Here is a 17,326-nt window from a genome sequence, read left to right as displayed (position 1 = left end):
AGAACAGCGTCTGGAATGGACATGCCAAGGCGGAATGGCGCCGCACATGGTGCAGGCCTGCGTCGCGGGCGGTGCCGGCTACTCAAAGATCAGGAACATGCGCACCAGACTATCAGACCGCGTCAAGCACGGGTTGGGCCGGCCCGGGGCGACGCGCGGTTTCCCTTGCCCGCTGCTGGCCACTAATCTGGCAAGCTATGGAGTCTGCTCACTATTTCAGCGCACAGCCCGCGGGGCCGTTCACCCGCAAGCCCCTCACGGTGGAACTGGCCGGCGCGACCCGCCGGCTCCAGACATCGGGCGGCATTTTCAGCCCCGACGGGATCGACAAGGGAACTGCGATCCTGCTCTCCGAGGTTCCGGCGCCCGCCCCGCAGGGAAATCTGCTGGACATCGGCTGCGGCTGGGGTCCCATTGCCCTGACGATGGGGCTCATGGCGCCGCATGCGCGCGTCTACGCCGTTGATGTCAACGAGCGCTGCGTCACCTTGACGAACGAGAACGCCGCCCTGCTGGAACTTGGGAATGTCACCGCGAGCCTGCCCGACGACGTCGACCCTGACGTGATGTTCGACACCATCTGGTCCAACCCGCCCATCCGCATCGGCAAGGATGGACTCCACGAGCTGCTGCTCACGTGGCTGCCACGGCTCGCGCCGGGTGGAACCGCCTGGCTTGTGGTGCAGAAAAACCTCGGGGCGGACTCGCTTCAGCGCTGGCTGGCCGATACGCTCGACGGTTCCTTCTCGGTATCCCGGGAAAGCACCTCGAAATCCTTCCGCGTCCTGCGGATCAGGAAAGCGTCCCGCTAGCGACAATCACGGCGGGCCCGCTCAGCTCCACATGTTCACGGCCGCTTTCGCCCGGGAAGAACCGCACCCCGACGACGCCGCCCGGCACCTTGACGCGCCACGTGTCCGGGGCGCCTTCCCCTGCCCAGTGGCGGATGGCGACGGCGGCCGCGCAGGCGCCGGTGCCGCACGATTGGGTCTCACCCACGCCGCGTTCGTGGACCCGCATGGTGATGTTGCCGACTCCTTCGTGAACGAGGGGCTCCGCGGGAACCACGAATTCGACATTGGTGCCGTTGGCCGGCTTGGGATCCACGACAGGCGCCTTGAAGAGCTGCGTGGATTTGAGCTCCGAGAGTTCGGCCAATGCCACCACGGTGTGCGGGTTGCCCATGCTGATGGAAAGGGCGGGCCGGGCGACTTCCAGTCCGTCGGCGCTGACGAGGGAGTCCATGGCCTTGCTCGTGGCGTCCTTGGGGAAAATGAATTCCCACGGGCCCATGTCCACCGCATAGCCCTCAGTGGTCCGGACAATCTTCTTGATGCCGCCGCGCGTCCCGATGGTCAGGGATTCACCGGCGTTGAGCGTGACAAGGCCCTGCTCGATGAGGAATTCGACGAACACCCGGACGCCGTTGCCGCACATTTCGGACAGCGAACCGTCTCCATTGCGGTAGTCCATGAACCACTCGGCATCGGAGTCCGCTTCGAGGAGCTGGAGGCCTTCGGGCAGGTACCGTGAAGGGACAGCCCGGATGAGCCCGTCCCCTCCGATGCCCAGGTGGCGGTCACAGAGCGCCGCGACTTGCTCCGGTGAGATCTGGTGCGCGTCATCGGGGTCTGCGACGAGGACGAAGTCGTTGCCCGTACCGTGTCCCTTGGAGAAGGCCAGTCCGTGAAGTCCGGAGGCGGGTACCGAACCGCCGGCAGCGGCAGGCTGCGGGGCGGAAAATGCAAGGGTTTCATCCATGGCTCAAGGCTACCTGCCCGAGGGGGCCCGCCTAAATCACTGACACGTGGCTTGCGCAGATTTCTGTCGCTTTGGCCTCCAAATCCGGATCCTGCCAGCCAAGCCAGTGGATCCGGGGGTCGGCCCGGAACCAGGTGAGCTGGCGCCGGGCGAATTGCCGGGTGGCCACGTTGGTTTCTTCGGCCGCTGCCGCCGTATCGGATTCGCCGTCGAGGACCTTCAGGAACTGGGCGTATCCGAGCGCCCGCGATGCCGTCTTGCCTTGTCGCAGTCCGGCGGCGTCGAGCCGCGCGACCTCTTCAAGGAGTCCAGCGTCCACCATCCTCAGCACGCGCTCGGCCAAACGCTCGCGCAGCACTGGCCGGTCGACGTCGAGCCCTATCTGCACGGCCGGCTGGAAGTACTCGCGCTGCGGCATGAAGGAGCTGAACGGGCGCCCGGTGAGCTCGAAGACTTCCAGCGCGCGGATGATCCGGCGCGCGTCGCCGAGCCGTCCCGCGGAAACTGGGTCGACAAGTTGCAGCCGTTCCTGGAGGCCTGCAAGACCGGAGGTTTCGTGCTCCAGCTCCAGCCGTTGCCGTACACCAGGGTCCGTCCCGGGAAATTCCAGGACATCCAACGCCGCCCGGACGTAGAGGCCGGAGCCGCCCACCAGGATGGCCCGCTTGCCGCGGCTTTGGATATCACGGATGGCGGCCCGGCAGTCGGTTTGGAAAGCCGAGACGCTGGCTTCTTCGGTGACATCCATGGTGTCCAGGAGGTGGTGGGTCACTCCCCTGCGTTCGGCGACGCTGATCTTGGCCGTGCCGATGTCCATGCCACGGTAGAACTGCATGGCATCGGCGTTGATGACCTCGCCGTCCATCGCGAGGGCGAGGTTGACGGCGAGATCGGATTTGCCGGAACCAGTGGGGCCGACGACGGCGATCACGGGCGGATGCGGATCAGCTGATCCGGCCGGTACTGCTGCCATGCCGGGCTAGCCGCGTCGTACGGGGAGCGACGGCATACCGAGGGAGACGGCTTTGAGGCCGCCGGACGCGGCGCCTGCGCCACTCGGTGCCGGAGCGCCGCAGGAATCGGCCTGGGAGCGGTCCCACGCGTCACCGGCCCGGGAGCGCCGCAGGCTGTAGTCCGCCGTCGTCGCCGGATCGGAGACGAGGTGGAAGGCAGCGGCCTCGGTGATCGTCACGGTGACGAAGTCGCCGGGCCGCGGGGCCTCTGCGCCTTCGGGCACGGAGAAGTGGACCAAACGCTGGTCCTGGGAACGACCGGACAGGCGATGCGTTTCTTCTGCCTTGCGGCCGGACTGGGCGGTGACAAGCAGTTCAACCCGGCGTCCAAGCTGTTTCGCGTTCTCCTCGGCCGCGATGCGGTCCTGGAGGGCGGTCAGCCGCTCGTAGCGTTCCTGGACGACCGCTTTGGGCAGCTGTTCCGGAAGGTCCGCTGCCGGGGTGCCCGGGCGCTTGGAGTACTGGAAGGTGAACGCCGAGGCGAAGCGCGACTTCTCGACGACGTCGAGCGTTGCTTGGAAGTCCTCTTCCGTCTCGCCGGGGAAACCCACGATGATATCGGTGGTGATCGCGGCGTGGGGAATCCTGTCGCGGACTTTGTCCAGGATGCCCAGGAACTTCGTGGAACGGTACGAGCGGCGCATGTCCTTGAGTACCTTGTCCGAGCCGGACTGGAGGGGCATGTGCAACTGCGGCATGACATTGGCCGTCTCGGCCATCGCGTCGATGACGTCGTCGGTGAATGCAGCCGGGTGCGGGCTGGTGAAGCGGACACGCTCGAGACCGGGGATGTCACCGCAGGCGCGGAGCAGCTTGGAGAACGCCAGGCGGTCCCCGAACTCCACGCCGTAGGAATTCACGTTCTGGCCGAGCAGGGTGACTTCGACGGCGCCATCGTCCACCAGCGCCTGGATTTCGGCGAGGATCTCTCCGGGACGGCGGTCCTTCTCCTTGCCGCGGAGCGACGGCACGATGCAGAAGGTGCAGGTGTTGTTGCAACCGACGGAGATGGAAACCCAGCCCGAGTACACGGAGTCGCGCTTGGTCGGCAGGGTGGACGGGAACACGTCCAGCGATTCCAGGATTTCGAGCTGCGCCTCATTGTTGTGGCGGGCCCGGTCCAGCAGCGCGGGCAGCGCCCCCACGTTGTGGGTGCCGAACACCGCATCCACCCATGGCGCCTTGCGCACGATGGTTTCGCGGTCCTTTTGCGCCAGGCATCCGCCCACGGCGATCTGCATTCCCGGATGGGCTGCCTTGACTTGCTTGAGTTCCCCGAGGTTGCCGTACAGCTTGTTGTCGGCGTTCTCACGCACGGCGCAGGTATTGAAGACCACGACGTCGGCGACGCCGCCATCGAACGGCACGTATCCTGCGTCCTCCAGGAGCCCTGCCATGCGCTCGGAGTCATGGACGTTCATTTGGCAACCGAAGGTGCGGACCTGGTAGGTGCGCTTCGCCCCATGGTCTGGTGCCGTATCGCTGACCGGGGCCGGTGTGGGCTGCTGAAGGGTGGCTGGTGCTGGTGCTGCGGAAGGGGAACTCACCAATCTAGGGTAGCCCCTCTGACTAGTACCAGTTGAAGCCCATCTCATGCTGCCAGGCGTTGCAAGGGGAACCGTAACGGTCACGGATATAGCCAAGGCCCCAATCGATCTGGGTCCGGTAGTTGCTGAGCCAGTCGCTGCCCGCGGAATAGTACTTGTCCGGCGGGAGCGCCTGCGCAACACCGTAGGCCCCGCTGCTGGGATTCGTGGCATCCGTCATCCAGCTTGATTCCTGGTTCCACAGCAGTGACAGACACTGCATTTGGTCCTGCCCCCAGCCGAAGGCGCCGAGGCGGGACGACGCATATTGCCGCGCACCTGCGGGGTCGTCGACGACGCTTCCCCCGCCACCACCTCCGCCACCACCGAAGCCGCCGCCTCCTCCGCTGCTGACGGGCGGCGGTGCGGCTTGCTGGTTGCTGGCGGCTGCAGCTGCCTGCTGCGCCCGCTGGTTGGCCGCTGCCTGGGCGTCGGCTTCCGCTTGGCGCTGCGCCGCCTCCCGCTTGGCTTCCTGGGCCGCCTGATAGGCGGCAAGCGCTACTTGGCCTTCCTGGTACTTCTGTGCCACTGCGGCCGAGGTAGAAGTCAAGGACGCGAGCTGGGCGACCATGGTCTTCCGCTGGCCGTCCGTGGCGGCGACGCTGTCCTCGGCCGCGCGCCTGGCAGACTCTGCGGCTTGGGCCTTTGCCGCAGCGTCACTGTCCAGTTGGGCCAGGACATCGCGCGCAGCTTGTTCCTGGGCGGTTGCGGCGGCTGACGCCCGGGACGCGCTGAGGGCGTCATCGTGCAGCTTCGACGTGCGATCGAGAACCCTGTTCAGCAAGGCATAACTTTGAATGTTGTCAGGCGCGATGGCGGCATTCGCGACGGACCAGGGCCCGGGATCGAACCCGCCGGACTCGTATGCCTTGACGACCAGGGACGACGTGGCCTTCTTCAGCGAATCCGCTTTTGCCTTGGCCTGCTGCGATGCCTCAGCCAGTTTCTGGGTCACAGCTTGCTGGCGCTGCAGGGCGTCATGGGCCTTCGCGTACTCGGTTCCCGCTTTGATGGCGGCTGCGCCAAGCTCGCCTGACTTCTGCTGAAGGCCGGCCAACAACTGGTTGATCCGGTCCACTTCGGCGCTTGCGGCTGCTTCATTTCCTTGGGCCTGTTGCACTTCTGCCCAACTGGGATAGCCCGACGGCGGGGCATCGTCGTCCGCCGAAGCCGGGCCGGCTTGGAGAAGCGACGCGACAAGCAAGGGCACAATGATTGCCGAAAGCCGTAACGACAACGGATTCATTGGATCTGACCTGCTTTCCGACTCGGAACACTAGTCCAGAACCTTAGCCGACCACCACCAAGAACCCGACCAACCCCGCCGCACGGGACAATACTCACAGGCAGCTCTCAGTTTCCCGGCCGCCCCGTCTAGCCGATGTCGTCTCCTCCAGGACCGCCGTATGCGCCGGCCTTGCGGGACTCCGACTCGCCCGCCAAGGTTTCGTCCAGGACTTCGCCGACAATCCGGAATGCCGCCGATGGCTGGTAGCCCTTGCGGGCAAGCATCGACGCGAGCCGCCGGGTCTGCTTGTCTCGTTCGGTCCTGTCGGAGAGGTCGGCGCCGGCCCGCAAACGGCGGGCGACCAAGTCCCTTGCAGCGTTTGTTTCGTCGTCATCGCTCACTTGCGCGAGGGCCTTCTCCGCCGTTTCAGCGTCGATGCCTTTGTCCGCCAATTCGCGTCTCAAGGCACCCCGGGCGAGTTTCCTCGACTGGGAGCGGCTTCGGACCCACATCTCCGCGAACTCGGCGTCGTCGATGAGCCGGACTTCCTCGAAGCGGTCCAAGACGGCTTCGGCCACATCTTCCGGCACGTTCCGCTCAGCCAGCTTGCGTGCCAGCTGAAGCCTGCTCTTGGGCGAGTTGGTCAGTTGTCGGAGCACAATGGCCCGCGCCACTGATTCCGGATTGGCCTCAGGGTCCGCGGCCACGGACGAATCCGCAGAGGGACCCCAGGACCGGGCGCCCCGTCCGGATTCCGACGTCGGCTTGGAACCCGAAGAACCAAAAGAACCCGAGGACCGGGAGTGGCCGCCGCGCTTAGCCGTCAACGGCCTTCAGCTTCGGCGATTTGTCGGCTTCGGCAGGCTTGACTACTCCGACGCCAAGCTTTTCCTTGATCAGCCGCTCAAGGTCCGCTGCCAGCTCCGGGTTGTCACGCAGGAAGCGGCGGGAGTTCTCCATGCCCTGCCCCAGCTGGTCACCGTCGTAGGTGAACCATGAACCGGACTTCTTGATGATGCCGTGCTCGACGCCCATATCGATGATGCCGCCCTCACGGGAAATGCCCTGGCCGTAGATGATGTCGAATTCGGCGATCTTGAACGGCGGCGCCATCTTGTTCTTGACGATCTTGGCCTTGGTGCGGTTGCCTACCGAGTCCGCACCTTCCTTCAACGTCTGGATGCGGCGCACGTCAATGCGGATGGAAGCGTAGAACTTCAGTGCTTTACCACCGGTGGTGGTCTCAGGCGAACCGAAGAAAACGCCGATCTTCTCACGGAGCTGGTTGATGAAGATGGCGGTGGTCTTGGTCTGGCTCAGCCGGCCGGTGATCTTGCGCAGGGCCTGGCTCATGAGGCGGGCCTGGAGGCCGACGTGGGAGTCACCCATTTCGCCTTCGATTTCAGCACGGGGAACCAACGCAGCCACGGAGTCAATCACGACGATATCCAAGGAGCCGGAGCCGATCAGCATGTCCATGATTTCCAACGCCTGCTCGCCTGTGTCCGGCTGCGAAACCAGCAGCGCGTCGGTGTCGACACCCAGCTTTGCCGCGTACTCGGGATCGAGGGCGTGCTCGGCGTCGATGAAGGCAGCGATGCCGCCCTGGCGCTGGGCATTGGCTACGGCGTGAAGCGCGACGGTGGTCTTACCCGAGGATTCCGGGCCGTAGATCTCCACGATGCGCCCGCGCGGCAGGCCGCCAATCCCGAGGGCGACGTCCAGGGCGATGGAACCGGTGGGAATGACTTCGATGGGCGCACGGATATCGTCGCCCAAGCGCATGATGGAGCCCTTGCCGAATTGCTTGTCGATCTGGGCAAGCGCTGCCTCGAGCGCCTTCTCACGATCCTGGTTTGCCGCCATGGTTCACACCTCTGATGCTTTCTCGCTGTGGACTGGCCTGAACGGCCGCTTTCCTGTCCCATCCGACGCTAGTACGAGCCGCTGACAATTTTGCGTGCGACTTCGTCTATGTGGACAACTACGGGCTTCGAATGACACGGAAACCGCTCCGCCAGGACCAATTTTCCTCTGATAGGAGCATAGCCTCATCCGAACAGATATTCGAACAAATGTGCGGGCGTGTCCGGTCAGGAAGCGGAACTCAGAACGTCCGGGAACTTTTGTCGGCGGGCTTGACGTCCCTGCCGAGCCGTCGCTCCGGGGGAACGTCCTGGACGTCGCACAGGGCAAGCCAGACGTCGCGGGGGCTGTAGCCCGCTGCCAAGGCGTCGTCTGCCGTACGGCCGCCGACGCCGGCCAATACAAGGGAGCTGCTGAGGACCCGGGAGTAGCCAGCCCCGAATTCATCGTCCATTAGCCGCCAGAAGTCACTGATCCGCACCAATAGAGTCTCTCATGGGAGCGGACTCTAGAATGGTTGTCATGAGCAACACTCCCGACGACGCACCAGAGATGGTGGAGTCCGGCGACAACGTCGACGCCGCCCTCCAGCAGGTGGAACACCAGCTGAGCATGTTCTGGCGCCGCGCACGATCGCTTTCCCACCAGTTATCACGCCAGGTCCATCCCGACATGGAGCCAGCCGCTTACGGACTGCTGACGATCATTCGGAAAGAGGGCCCCATTCGCCTGACGGAGCTCGCCTCATGCATCGGCGTCGGAAAGCCGTCGGTAAGCCGCCAGATCGCGTTCCTTGAGAGCATCGGCATGGTCTACAAAGAGGCCGACCCCCAGGACGGCCGCGCACAGTCGATCCGGCTCACCCCCAAGGGCGAAGAAAAGATGCATCAGGTGCAGGACGCGCGCCGGCAGGTCTTCCGGGAACGGCTGGGCGAGTGGCCGCTGGAAGAAATCCAGACTCTGGCGGACTACATTGAACGGCTCAATGCTGCGTACGGCGAAGGAATCGGCAAGGACTGACCGCACCAAGCCGCAGGGACCAACGAAGCCGGATTGACCAGAGAAGGAGGACCTCCAACGGAGGTCCTCCTTCTCTACTTCAAGTATTTGCCGGCGCTGGACCGCAGAGGATCCCGACCAATAGGTCAAGAACGTGCCGGATCGCCGCTCCGGTAACCATGTACCGGAGGTGGCTCGGCCTAGCGGGCTCCGGAGAGCATGCCCTGCGTGAAATCGTCGTTCAGTTCGGCACTGAGCTCGCGGTCGAGATCTCGACCGTAGCGCTGGGCGAATTCCTGCGGGACGGTGTCCGGCACGGCGACGCCTTCGGCGACGGCCACCCGGTCGCTGACCTCGCGGAGCATTCCGGACAACGGAACGTCCAGCGCCGAGCAGATCGAGGACAGCAGCTCTGAGGATGCTTCCTTCTGGCCGCGCTCAACTTCGCTCAGGTAGCCAAGGGAAACGCGGGCGCTGTGCGAGACTTCGCGGAGCGTACGGCCCTGGCGCTGGCGGACATCGCGCAGGACATCACCAATTTCGTGACGCAGTACAACCATTTTGCGCTCCTTCTGTTCGCTCGGTGCCTTCTCGGCCAAGCCCACATCCTTCCAGCGGACAACGCCGTTTACGGATACGGGCTGCTTAACCATCTGTATCGCCTTGCTCCCTCGTGAGTCCGGTTCACCTTGAAGGTGCACCGCTTGTTTTCTACATCCTAGGCGCCCCGGCCATTCCGAGGCGACACAATGTAACAACTATTGGGCCGCTGTTTTTGTTCCCGGCTACTTTACGTGCGGTAGGTCGACATGGACAAGGCACTCCACCAAGCGCTCCAGTGCAGCCGCGGTTGCCTGCGCACGGATTCCCGGCCGATCTCCTCGAAAGGAGTAGGCATGCGCCACGGCTCCGCCGGACGTCGCGACGCCAATAAAGACAGTGCCGACCGGCTTCCCGTCGTGCGGCAAAGGCCCCGCAACCCCCGTAGTGGAGACCCCGACGTCGGCCCCGCAGGCTTGCCTGGCGCCGGCAGCCATTGCCGCGGCAACCTCGGCGTCGACGGATCCGACGGCGGACAGCAGGTCCTCGGACACCCCCAGGATTCCGGCCTTGACCGCATTCTGGTAAGCGACCACCCCGCCCTGGAGCATGCCCGACGCACCGGGAGTATCAGCGAGGGTGGCTGCGACCAGGCCCGCCGTCAACGATTCAGCGGTAGCCACGGTGACGCCCCGCTCGATGGCGAGGGCGACAGCGGACGCGGCCGTCGCATCAGCGGTGGTGCTCATGCGCGCTTGCCGGCGGCGCGAAGCTTTGCTGCTTCGATCACGTATTCGACGCCGGTCCACACCGTGATGGCGAGGGCGACGATCATGACCCAGAAGGCAACGCTGACCAGCCACGGCGCGAACGAATTCAGCGGAAGGATGTAGAGGAAGATCGCGACAGTCTGGACGACTGTCTTGAGCTTGCCGCCACGCGAGGCCGGCATCACCCCGTAGCGGATGACAAACAAGCGCAGGGCGGTGATTCCCCACTCGCGCACGAGGATGAGGATCGTGATCCACCAGGGCAGCTCCCCCAGCGCCGACAGGAGGACAAGAGCCGATCCAATCAGCAGCTTGTCGGCAATGGGGTCCGCGATCTTGCCGAAGTTGGTGACGAGGTTGCGGCTCCGGGCGATGTCGCCGTCGAGCTTGTCCGTATAGATCGCCACGGCGAAAGCCACGACGGCGGCCCAGCGCCAGACGCCATGCTGGCTGTTGTCCTCCAGGAGGAACCACACGAAGAAGGGGACCAGGACAATCCGGAGCATCGTCAGGATGTTGGGCAGGTTCCAGATATCGGAGCTGCTGGAACCGGCTTTGCTGCCCTCGGATGTAGTCACCCCTCTAGGCTACCGTCCGGTCAGTGACCAGGCGTCCTCGCCGCCGTCGTCCTCGTCATCGGAGCTGTCTGCGCCGTCGTGGTACTCCGTGACATGCTTGCGGCGTTCGAGGTCGGCGGCAACCAGGTCTTCGGCGTAGCCTCCGACGGCGATGTTCGCGTTCGCGTTCTCGCTCAGCGCCGCGGTGTGCGCGTCGGGCGTCACAGGAGCCTCCTGCCCCTTCATGGCCGCCAGCACGGGCGCGAGGTCGTCGGGCTTGACCAGGACATCGCGGGCCTTGGAACCTTCCGACGGACCGACGACGCCGCGCGACTCCAGCAGGTCCATGAGGCGGCCGGCCTTGGCGAAGCCGACCCGGAGCTTGCGCTGCAGCATCGACGTGGAGCCGAACTGGGTGGTGACCACGAGTTCCGTGGCCTGCAGCAGGACCTCGAGATCGTCTCCGATGTCGTCGTCGATCTGCTTCTTCTGCGCCTCGGGCGCGACGTCGTCACGGTAGACGGCCTTGAGCTGGCCCTTGACGTGCTCCACCACCCGGTGGATTTCCGACTCCGTGACCCAGGCGCCCTGCACGCGCATCGCCTTCGAGGCGCCCATGGGCAGGAAAAGCGCGTCACCCTGGCCAATGAGCTTTTCCGCGCCGGGCTGGTCCAGGACCACCCGGGAGTCGGTGACGGAGGACGTGGCGAACGCCATGCGCGACGGGACGTTCGCCTTGATCAGGCCGGTGACGACGTCAACGGACGGACGTTGGGTGGCGAGGACCAAGTGGATGCCGGCAGCACGGGCGAGCTGGGTGATCCGGACAATCGAGTCTTCGACATCGCGCGGGGCCACCATCATGAGGTCGGCGAGTTCGTCCACGATCACCAGCAAGTACGGGTAGGGCTTGATGATGCGCTTGGAGTCGACCGGTGGCACAACCTTGCCGGCACGGACGGCCTTGTTGAAGTCGTCGATGTGCTTGAAGCCGTAGTTGGCGAGGTCGTCGTAGCGGGCGTCCATTTCACGAACAACCCACTGAAGCGCCTCGGCGGCTTTCTTGGGGTTGGTGATGATCGGGGTGATGAGGTGCGGAACCCCCTCGTACGCTGTCAGTTCCACTCGCTTGGGGTCCACCATGACCATGCGGACCTCATCGGGTGTGGCGCGCATCAGGATGGACGTGATCATGGAGTTCACGAACGACGACTTACCGGCACCCGTGGCACCTGCCACGAGCAAGTGCGGCATCTTGGCGAGGTTCGCGACGACATAGCCACCCTCGACGTCCTTGCCGACGCCCATCACCATGGGGTGGTCTGTCCGCCGAGCGTTCTGGCTGCGCAGGACATCGCCGAGGGACACGGTTTCGCGGTCCGTGTTGGGGATCTCGATGCCGATGGCCGACTTGCCGGGGATCGGGCTGAGGATACGGACATCGCTCGATGCCACGGCGTAGGAGATGTTCTTGGACAAGGCCGTGACGCGCTCCACCTTGGTGCCGGGAGCAAGTTCGATCTCGTAGCGGGTCACGGTAGGCCCGCGGCTGAAGCCGGTGACAGTGGCGTCCACATTGAACTGCTGCATCGTGTCCGTCAGTGCGGCCACGACGGCGTCGTTCGCTTCAGTGCGCTCCTTCGGGATGGAGCCTGGCGTCAGGTTGTCCGAGGACGGCAGCGTGTAGGTGACGTCGCCGGCGAGCGACAGTTGTTCGGTGCGCTGCGGGATCGGCGTCGGGGGCGGCGGCGGACTGATCGGCGTGGAAGGCACAATGACCGGGGGGACCGCGGCGGTCGGAGCAACCAGGGGGATCGCTTCGGTGGCGTTGTCTGCTACCGCCTTCGCGCTTCCGAGTCCCTGGGCGGCCTTGATCTTCTCGACCGCGATTTCGGCTTGGGTCGGCCTGCGCACGCCGGGCGGGACGGACGGTCCGCCCTTGGCGGGCGGGGCATCGTCGTCGACGATTGCGTGTTCGAAGGCCTCGTCGCCGACATAGCCCTCCAGCGTGGGGTCGTCGTCGTGGTCCTTGCCGAAGAGGCGCCTGCGGCGCTTCTTTTTCGGTTCGGCGGCCGCGTCGTTTTCGTAGAGGTAGCTGCGGTCATGGGAATCGCCGCGATGCGCGTCGGCGTCCAGGTCGACACCCATGAGGTGCTCGTAGGCGCCGCGGACACGCCGGGGAATGGCGCCGAAGGGCGTGGCCGTCACAATGAGGAGGGACACGAACGCCAGGGCGCCGTAGACCATGACGGGTACCGCTGGGTGGATGGCGGCCAGGGGCGACGCCGCGAGGAAGCCGAGCATTCCGCCCGCGCGCCGGAGGCCTTCGAATCCATCGGCGACAGTCGGTTGGCCGCCGATGATGTGGGCCAAACCGGTGCCGGCGAACGTCATGATCAGGAAGCCGATGCCCACGCGGTTGTTGCCGCGGCTGTCCCACGGGTGCCGGAAGAGCCGGAAGGCACAGACGAAAAGCATGAGCGGCAGAAGCAGGGATACCCAGCCGAAGGTTCCGTTCACGATGCTGTAGACAACGTCCGGGAACCAGCCTTTGAAGCCCCACCAGGCGAAGGTTGCGATGAAGACACCGAGCACGAGGTTGAAGAGGGCGGCGCCGTCCCGGCGGTCGGCCGGATCGAGGTCGCTGACGTCATGGCCGATCCGGCGGATGCCGGCACCCACCACGTGCCCGATTCCCAGCCAGACACCGGCAAGCGCACGCAGGATCCACGGTTGTTGGGGTTCGACGACGGCGGCTTGCTTGCCGCGGGCCGCGCCTGTGCCGCTCCTGCCGGTCTTGGCCGGGGTCCGGCCGCTGCCCGAGCCGCCGGATTTGCTATTGGAGCTGCCTCTAGGCGCGGAGGTAGTACGAGTCGCCATATCGGCCACGCTACCCCAAGCTGTCCGGAAAACCGCGGATTTCAGGGGCGCGGAGGAACCATGTTGCCCCTGTGAACCATTCGCGGACCTCGGGTTCACGGCGGGCTGGTCTCCAAACACGAACAGCCCGGTTCGTCTGAACCGGGCTGTTCGGAGGCGTCACCGTCCCGGTTAAGCTTCCAAAACCAACGGGATGATCATGGGGCGGCGGCGAAGCTTGCGGTTGACCCACGTGCCGATCACCCGGCGGACCACTTGCTGGAGCTGGTGGTTGGTATGGTCCGCGTGGTGCAGCACGGCGTCTTCGAGGGCCGCGTTGATCTTGGGGATGATCTCATCGAACACGGAATCATCCTCGGCCACGCCGCGGGCGTGGATTTCGGGGCCCGAGACGATCTTGCCGGTGGTCCGGTTGATCACGGTGATAACGGAGATGAAACCCTCGTCGCCGAGGATCCTGCGGTCCTTGAGGTCGGCGTCGGTGATTTCACCCACGCTGGAGCCGTCCACGTAGACGAAGCCGACCTCCACCTGGCCCACCACATTGGCCATGTGGTCCCTGACGTCGATGACCGTGCCGTTGTCGCTGAGGATGACGCGGTCCGAGGGCACGCCGGATTCCTCCGCCAGGTTGCCGTTGGCGATGAGGTGCCGGGTTTCGCCGTGCACAGGCATCGCGTTCAGGGGCTTGAGGATGTTGTAGCAGTAGAGCAGTTCGCCCGCGGCGGCGTGGCCGGAGACGTGCACTTTGGCGTTGCCCTTGTGGACGACGTCGGCGCCCAGCTTGAGCAGTCCGTTGATGATCCGGTAGACCGCGTTTTCGTTGCCGGGGATGAGGCTCGAGGCAAGAATGACGGTGTCACCCTGGCCGACAACCACGCGGTGGTCACCGTTGGCCATCCGGGACAGTGCCGCCATGGGTTCGCCCTGGGAGCCCGTGGACATGAGCACCACGCGGTGGTCCGGCAGGTTGTCGATGTTCTTGATGTCCACGAGGATGCCCGGCGGGACGTCAAGGTAGCCCAGCTTCGCGGCGATGGCCATGTTGCGGACCATGGACCGGCCCACGAAGGCGACATTGCGGCCATGCTTGGCGGCGGCGTCGAGCACTTGCTGCACCCGGTGCACGTGGGAGGAGAAGGAGGCGACAATGATCCGCTTCCTGGCCTGGCCGAACAACCGGTCCAAGGTGGGACCGATCTCCTTTTCCGCCGTGGTGAAGCCGGGGACATCCGCGTTGGTGGAGTCGGCCATGAACAGGTCCACCCCTTCTTCACCCAGGCGGGCGAAGTGGCGCAGGTCCGTGATGCGGCCGTCGAGGGGCAACTGGTCCATTTTGAAGTCGCCCGTGTGCAGCACGTTGCCGCCGGCGGTGCGGATGAAGACGGCCAAGGCATCCGGAATGGAGTGGTTGACGGCGACGAATTCGCATTCGAAGGGGCCGAACTGCTCCACCTGACGTTCAGTGACCGTGAGCGTGTACGGCTTGATCCGGTGTTCCTGGAGCTTGGCTTCCACGAGGGCAAGCGTCAGCTGGGAACCGACCAACGGCAAGTCCGGACGCAGGCGCAGAAGGTACGGCACAGCGCCGATGTGGTCCTCATGGCCGTGGGTCAGGACGATGGCGACTACGTCGTCCAGCCTGTCCTCGATGTACGAGAAATCCGGCAGGATCAGGTCAACACCCGGCTGTGTCTCTTCAGGGAAGAGCACGCCGCAGTCAACCACCAGCAGCTTGCCGTTGATTTCGAAAACGGCCATGTTGCGGCCGATCTCCCCCAGCCCGCCAAGGGGCACGATCCGAAGTGTTCCCTGCGGAAGTTTGGGCGGGGTGACAAGTCCGGGAAGGGCGGTTTGGGTCATAATGCGCTACTTTCCGGCGGAATCGTCCTAGACAGTGAAGTCCATTCCAGCTTCCGCCAAGTCCTCGCGGATGATTGCGATCTCGGCGGCGTCCGGCTCCACGAGGGGCAAACGGACAACCGAGTTGGGCAGGACTCCCTGCCATTTAAGAATTTGCTTGGCGGCGACGGCGCCTTGGACCCGGGTCATGGTTGCGCGGACCACGGGCTCGAGTTCGAAGTTGATCTTGCGCGCCGTACCGAGGTCGTTCGCGTTGATGGCGTCGATCAGCTCACGGAAACGGCGGGTGACGACATGGGTGGTAACGCCAATCAGGCCCACCGCGCCCATGGCCATCCACTGGAGGGTGAGGCCGTCGTCGCCCGAGTAGAAAAGGAGGTCGGTTTCTGCCATAACGCGCGTTGCCGCGGCGAAGTCGGCTTTGGCATCCTTGACGGCGACGATGTTGGGGTGCGACGCGAGGCCGATCATGGTCTCCGGCGCGATCTGGATGGAGGAGCGCCCGGGAATGTCGTAGAGCATGACGGGAAGCTCGGTTGCGGACGCAATGGTCTCGAAGTGCGCCCGGACCCCGGCTTGGCTTGGCTTGTTGTAGTACGGGGTGACGATCAGGAGTCCGTCGACGCCGAGCTTCGCGGCTTCCTGGGAGAGGTGCACCGAGTGCGCGGTGTCATTGGTTCCCGTGCCCGCGATGATTGCCGCGCGACCGCCCACAGCTTCCTTCACAGCGCGGAACATGCCGAGGTTTTCCTCGTCGGTGAGGGTTGATGTCTCCCCGGTTGTTCCGGTGACGACCAGGCCATCGCAGCCGTCGTCGACGAGCTTGACTGCCAATTCAGCTGCCTGCTTGTAGTCAACTTCGCCGTCCTTGGTGAACGGGGTGACCATGGCGGTCAGGAGGGTACCGAGAGCAGGAACGTTCGCACGAGAGTCAGACATATGAAAAACGTTACCCTGTCGGCCACGGGTTGGGAGAATGGGGCCCGCGTGATGGTCGTCAAATTCAGCGAAATGGGAGCAAGGCCTCATACGTAGACGGCGGAGACGGCATAGAGGTCCGCTCCCGCCTCGACCTCGGATCCCCTTGGGTCACCCAGGCTTCCTCGGCGCCGTACAGCTCGAGGTCATAGCCTGTCAGCGACAACTCCGGGAAGACGACAAGGCGGCCGCCCCGCGAATGGGCATCCTCGATAAGGCGCGCGTGTTCCGGCACGTTGGCGGGCACACCGCCGTCGAGCGCTTCGTATTGAATGGCGGCAACTGTCAGGGCGGAATTCACCCAGCTATCCTAGATCAGCGCCTTTAGGCGGGGCCGCTTTGGCAGCCGGAGCGGCCGCCCCCGAACGTCGCCGAGTTGCCCGGATACTGGCCTCCGGGCTTCGCGGCTGTCTCCGGTGAGCAATATCGGGCAACCGCCGACTCGCGCAAGCGGTCCGCCCACGCCCCGAGCCGCTGGGCAGCCCGCACATAGTCGAACAATTCGACGGGGGTCAATGATTCAAGGTCGGTCTCCGCGAGCCGCCGGGCGAGTTCGGCACCCGGTTGCTGTTCGCCCAGAACCGTTCCCTCGCGACGCCACTCCACGTCTTCAGGAGGCTCCCCCGCCACAAGCTGCCGGAAGAGGAAATCGACGACGCCCGGGCTCATCGCCTTCATGGGCCCGTCCAGGCCTTGGGGATAGCCGTTCGGCCGCTTCGAGGGATCGTTCATGCAGCCATGGTATTCGAACATATATTCGAACACAAGGCGTTTGCTTCGAGCCGACAGCCGCTACCGCTCCGCGGCGGTGGGCTCGGTGCGGAAGAGACGGACGGCGTCGCGCATCGATTCCCTCGCGCGCTTCCGGTCGCCGGCGGCGTCATACGCGCAGCTGAGCCGGAACCAGGAACGCCAGTCCTCCGGGGCGGCCTCGGCCTCCACGCGGTACTTCTCAAACTCGGCGTCCGCCGCGGCACGCACAATGCGGCCCCCGGGTGTCCGGGGCAGGTTGTCCACCGGCAGCCCGCCCTCGGCTTCGAGCACCTTGGCCATCTTCTCGGTGCGCGCACCGAAGACAAGCTCGCGGATCAGTGCCCACGCTCCAATGACGGGAAGCACCAGATAGGCGGCGCCGATTCCCTTGGCAACCAGGTTCGCGTCACTGAGCAGCAGGATCGAGCGTTCGAAAGTGACCACGAGGTAGAGAACCAGCAACAGGGTGACGGCGCCCACCCAGATCTTGGTGCGGTTTTCCTTGAATGCGTTCCAGAGCGAGCCCATGCGC

18 protein-coding genes are annotated in these 17,326 nt (G+C 64.9%); 2 read left to right on the top strand and 16 right to left on the bottom strand.

Translation table 11 applies throughout. From position 1 onward, the window contains the following. Nucleotides 1-197: 197 nt before the first annotated feature. Entirely contained in the window at nucleotides 198-812 is a 615-nt protein-coding gene (locus tag OIT41_RS07285; RefSeq protein WP_241708824.1) for a class I SAM-dependent methyltransferase, read from the top strand. Here the strand turns inward: OIT41_RS07285 and dapF are convergent. From dapF to OIT41_RS07250, 7 genes are all read right to left on the bottom strand, one after another. Beyond that, nucleotides 793-1,761, bottom strand: a complete 969-nt coding sequence (gene dapF, locus OIT41_RS07280) for a diaminopimelate epimerase (RefSeq protein ID WP_241708823.1) — start codon at nucleotides 1,759-1,761, stop codon at nucleotides 793-795. The two genes, OIT41_RS07285 and dapF, sit on opposite strands and share 20 nt — an antisense overlap. 31 nt (nucleotides 1,762-1,792) lie before the next feature. Next, nucleotides 1,793-2,734 carry a tRNA (adenosine(37)-N6)-dimethylallyltransferase MiaA gene (miaA, locus tag OIT41_RS07275; protein ID WP_264637674.1) on the bottom strand — a complete coding sequence of 314 codons (942 nt, stop codon included), beginning with the start codon at nucleotides 2,732-2,734 and terminating at the stop codon, nucleotides 1,793-1,795. Between the two features lie 6 nt (nucleotides 2,735-2,740). Then, nucleotides 2,741-4,195, bottom strand: coding sequence for a tRNA (N6-isopentenyl adenosine(37)-C2)-methylthiotransferase MiaB (gene miaB, locus OIT41_RS07270; RefSeq protein ID WP_264637940.1), 1,455 nt, complete (start codon nucleotides 4,193-4,195; stop codon nucleotides 2,741-2,743). A gap of 148 nt (nucleotides 4,196-4,343) precedes the next feature. Then, nucleotides 4,344-5,606, bottom strand: a complete 1,263-nt coding sequence (locus OIT41_RS07265; protein ID WP_241708818.1) for a lytic transglycosylase domain-containing protein — start codon at nucleotides 5,604-5,606, stop codon at nucleotides 4,344-4,346. A gap of 128 nt (nucleotides 5,607-5,734) precedes the next feature. Further along, the gene (locus OIT41_RS07260) at nucleotides 5,735-6,295 is read right to left on the bottom strand and encodes a regulatory protein RecX (RefSeq protein WP_372489656.1); all 561 of its coding nucleotides are present in this window, start codon (nucleotides 6,293-6,295) and stop codon (nucleotides 5,735-5,737) included. A gap of 109 nt (nucleotides 6,296-6,404) precedes the next feature. After that, nucleotides 6,405-7,454, bottom strand: a complete 1,050-nt coding sequence (recA, locus tag OIT41_RS07255; protein WP_078105671.1) for a recombinase RecA — start codon at nucleotides 7,452-7,454, stop codon at nucleotides 6,405-6,407. 241 nt (nucleotides 7,455-7,695) lie between these two features. After that, the gene (locus OIT41_RS07250; RefSeq protein WP_241708817.1) at nucleotides 7,696-7,935 is read right to left on the bottom strand and encodes a DUF3046 domain-containing protein; all 240 of its coding nucleotides are present in this window, start codon (nucleotides 7,933-7,935) and stop codon (nucleotides 7,696-7,698) included. Between the two features lie 41 nt (nucleotides 7,936-7,976). Here OIT41_RS07250 and OIT41_RS07245 point away from each other — a divergent pair, with 41 nt between their 5' ends. Continuing rightward, entirely contained in the window at nucleotides 7,977-8,474 is a 498-nt protein-coding gene (locus tag OIT41_RS07245) for a MarR family winged helix-turn-helix transcriptional regulator (RefSeq protein WP_264637673.1), read from the top strand. Nucleotides 8,475-8,653: 179 nt separating this feature from the next. On the opposite strand, the gene OIT41_RS07240 is transcribed toward OIT41_RS07245, so the two are convergent. The 9 genes from OIT41_RS07240 to OIT41_RS07200 form a co-directional block, all read right to left on the bottom strand. Continuing rightward, on the bottom strand, nucleotides 8,654-9,106 hold the full coding sequence (locus tag OIT41_RS07240) for a helix-turn-helix domain-containing protein (protein WP_078105673.1): 453 nt from the start codon (nucleotides 9,104-9,106) through the stop codon (nucleotides 8,654-8,656). A 132-nt stretch (nucleotides 9,107-9,238) separates the two neighbouring features. Continuing rightward, nucleotides 9,239-9,742, bottom strand: coding sequence for a CinA family protein (locus OIT41_RS07235; RefSeq protein WP_264637672.1), 504 nt, complete (start codon nucleotides 9,740-9,742; stop codon nucleotides 9,239-9,241). Further along, complete coding sequence (gene pgsA / locus OIT41_RS07230; protein ID WP_264637671.1) at nucleotides 9,739-10,341, bottom strand: CDP-diacylglycerol--glycerol-3-phosphate 3-phosphatidyltransferase; 603 nt, start codon at nucleotides 10,339-10,341, stop codon at nucleotides 9,739-9,741. The genes OIT41_RS07235 and pgsA overlap by 4 nt, the downstream gene beginning before the upstream one ends. Before the next feature lie 9 nt (nucleotides 10,342-10,350). Then, on the bottom strand, nucleotides 10,351-13,200 hold the full coding sequence (locus tag OIT41_RS07225) for an FtsK/SpoIIIE family DNA translocase (protein WP_264637670.1): 2,850 nt from the start codon (nucleotides 13,198-13,200) through the stop codon (nucleotides 10,351-10,353). A 171-nt stretch (nucleotides 13,201-13,371) separates the two neighbouring features. Continuing rightward, on the bottom strand, nucleotides 13,372-15,063 hold the full coding sequence (locus tag OIT41_RS07220; RefSeq protein ID WP_264637669.1) for a ribonuclease J: 1,692 nt from the start codon (nucleotides 15,061-15,063) through the stop codon (nucleotides 13,372-13,374). A 27-nt stretch (nucleotides 15,064-15,090) separates the two neighbouring features. Continuing rightward, nucleotides 15,091-16,002 carry a 4-hydroxy-tetrahydrodipicolinate synthase gene (gene dapA / locus OIT41_RS07215; protein ID WP_078105677.1) on the bottom strand — a complete coding sequence of 304 codons (912 nt, stop codon included), beginning with the start codon at nucleotides 16,000-16,002 and terminating at the stop codon, nucleotides 15,091-15,093. Nucleotides 16,003-16,066: 64 nt separating this feature from the next. Further along, nucleotides 16,067-16,342, bottom strand: coding sequence for a nitrilase-related carbon-nitrogen hydrolase (locus tag OIT41_RS07210; RefSeq protein ID WP_264637668.1), 276 nt, complete (start codon nucleotides 16,340-16,342; stop codon nucleotides 16,067-16,069). A gap of 23 nt (nucleotides 16,343-16,365) precedes the next feature. Then, nucleotides 16,366-16,773: a hypothetical protein gene (locus OIT41_RS07205; protein ID WP_241708809.1), complete on the bottom strand. Its 408-nt coding sequence runs from the start codon at nucleotides 16,771-16,773 to the stop codon at nucleotides 16,366-16,368. Between the two features lie 60 nt (nucleotides 16,774-16,833). After that, nucleotides 16,834-17,322: a hypothetical protein gene (locus OIT41_RS07200; protein WP_078105678.1), complete on the bottom strand. Its 489-nt coding sequence runs from the start codon at nucleotides 17,320-17,322 to the stop codon at nucleotides 16,834-16,836. Nucleotides 17,323-17,326: the final 4 nt, after the last annotated feature.

It is taken from the genome of Arthrobacter sp. YA7-1, assembly GCF_025960325.1.
Taxonomy (GTDB): Bacteria; Actinomycetota; Actinomycetes; order Actinomycetales; family Micrococcaceae; genus Arthrobacter; species Arthrobacter bambusae_A.
This window is presented reverse-complemented; position numbering and strand designations above follow the sequence as displayed.

What these genes read in the sequence shown, in the direction of transcription:
- OIT41_RS07225 (WP_264637670.1), bottom strand. Translation starts at nt 13,200, where the DNA reads ATGGCGACTCGTACTACCTCCGCGCCTAGAGGCAGCTCCAATAGCAAA.
- dapA (WP_078105677.1), bottom strand. Translation starts at nt 16,002, where the DNA reads ATGTCTGACTCTCGTGCGAACGTTCCTGCTCTCGGTACCCTCCTGACC.
- miaB (WP_264637940.1), bottom strand. Translation starts at nt 4,195, where the DNA reads ATGAACGTCCATGACTCCGAGCGCATGGCAGGGCTCCTGGAGGACGCA.
- OIT41_RS07220 (WP_264637669.1), bottom strand. Translation starts at nt 15,063, where the DNA reads ATGACCCAAACCGCCCTTCCCGGACTTGTCACCCCGCCCAAACTTCCG.
- OIT41_RS07240 (WP_078105673.1), bottom strand. Translation starts at nt 9,106, where the DNA reads ATGGTTAAGCAGCCCGTATCCGTAAACGGCGTTGTCCGCTGGAAGGAT.
- recA (WP_078105671.1), bottom strand. Translation starts at nt 7,454, where the DNA reads ATGGCGGCAAACCAGGATCGTGAGAAGGCGCTCGAGGCAGCGCTTGCC.
- OIT41_RS07265 (WP_241708818.1), bottom strand. Translation starts at nt 5,606, where the DNA reads ATGAATCCGTTGTCGTTACGGCTTTCGGCAATCATTGTGCCCTTGCTT.
- OIT41_RS07245 (WP_264637673.1), top strand. Translation starts at nt 7,977, where the DNA reads ATGAGCAACACTCCCGACGACGCACCAGAGATGGTGGAGTCCGGCGAC.
- OIT41_RS07235 (WP_264637672.1), bottom strand. Translation starts at nt 9,742, where the DNA reads ATGAGCACCACCGCTGATGCGACGGCCGCGTCCGCTGTCGCCCTCGCC.
- OIT41_RS07285 (WP_241708824.1), top strand. Translation starts at nt 198, where the DNA reads ATGGAGTCTGCTCACTATTTCAGCGCACAGCCCGCGGGGCCGTTCACC.
- OIT41_RS07200 (WP_078105678.1), bottom strand. Translation starts at nt 17,322, where the DNA reads ATGGGCTCGCTCTGGAACGCATTCAAGGAAAACCGCACCAAGATCTGG.
- dapF (WP_241708823.1), bottom strand. Translation starts at nt 1,761, where the DNA reads ATGGATGAAACCCTTGCATTTTCCGCCCCGCAGCCTGCCGCTGCCGGC.
- OIT41_RS07205 (WP_241708809.1), bottom strand. Translation starts at nt 16,773, where the DNA reads ATGAACGATCCCTCGAAGCGGCCGAACGGCTATCCCCAAGGCCTGGAC.
- miaA (WP_264637674.1), bottom strand. Translation starts at nt 2,734, where the DNA reads ATGGCAGCAGTACCGGCCGGATCAGCTGATCCGCATCCGCCCGTGATC.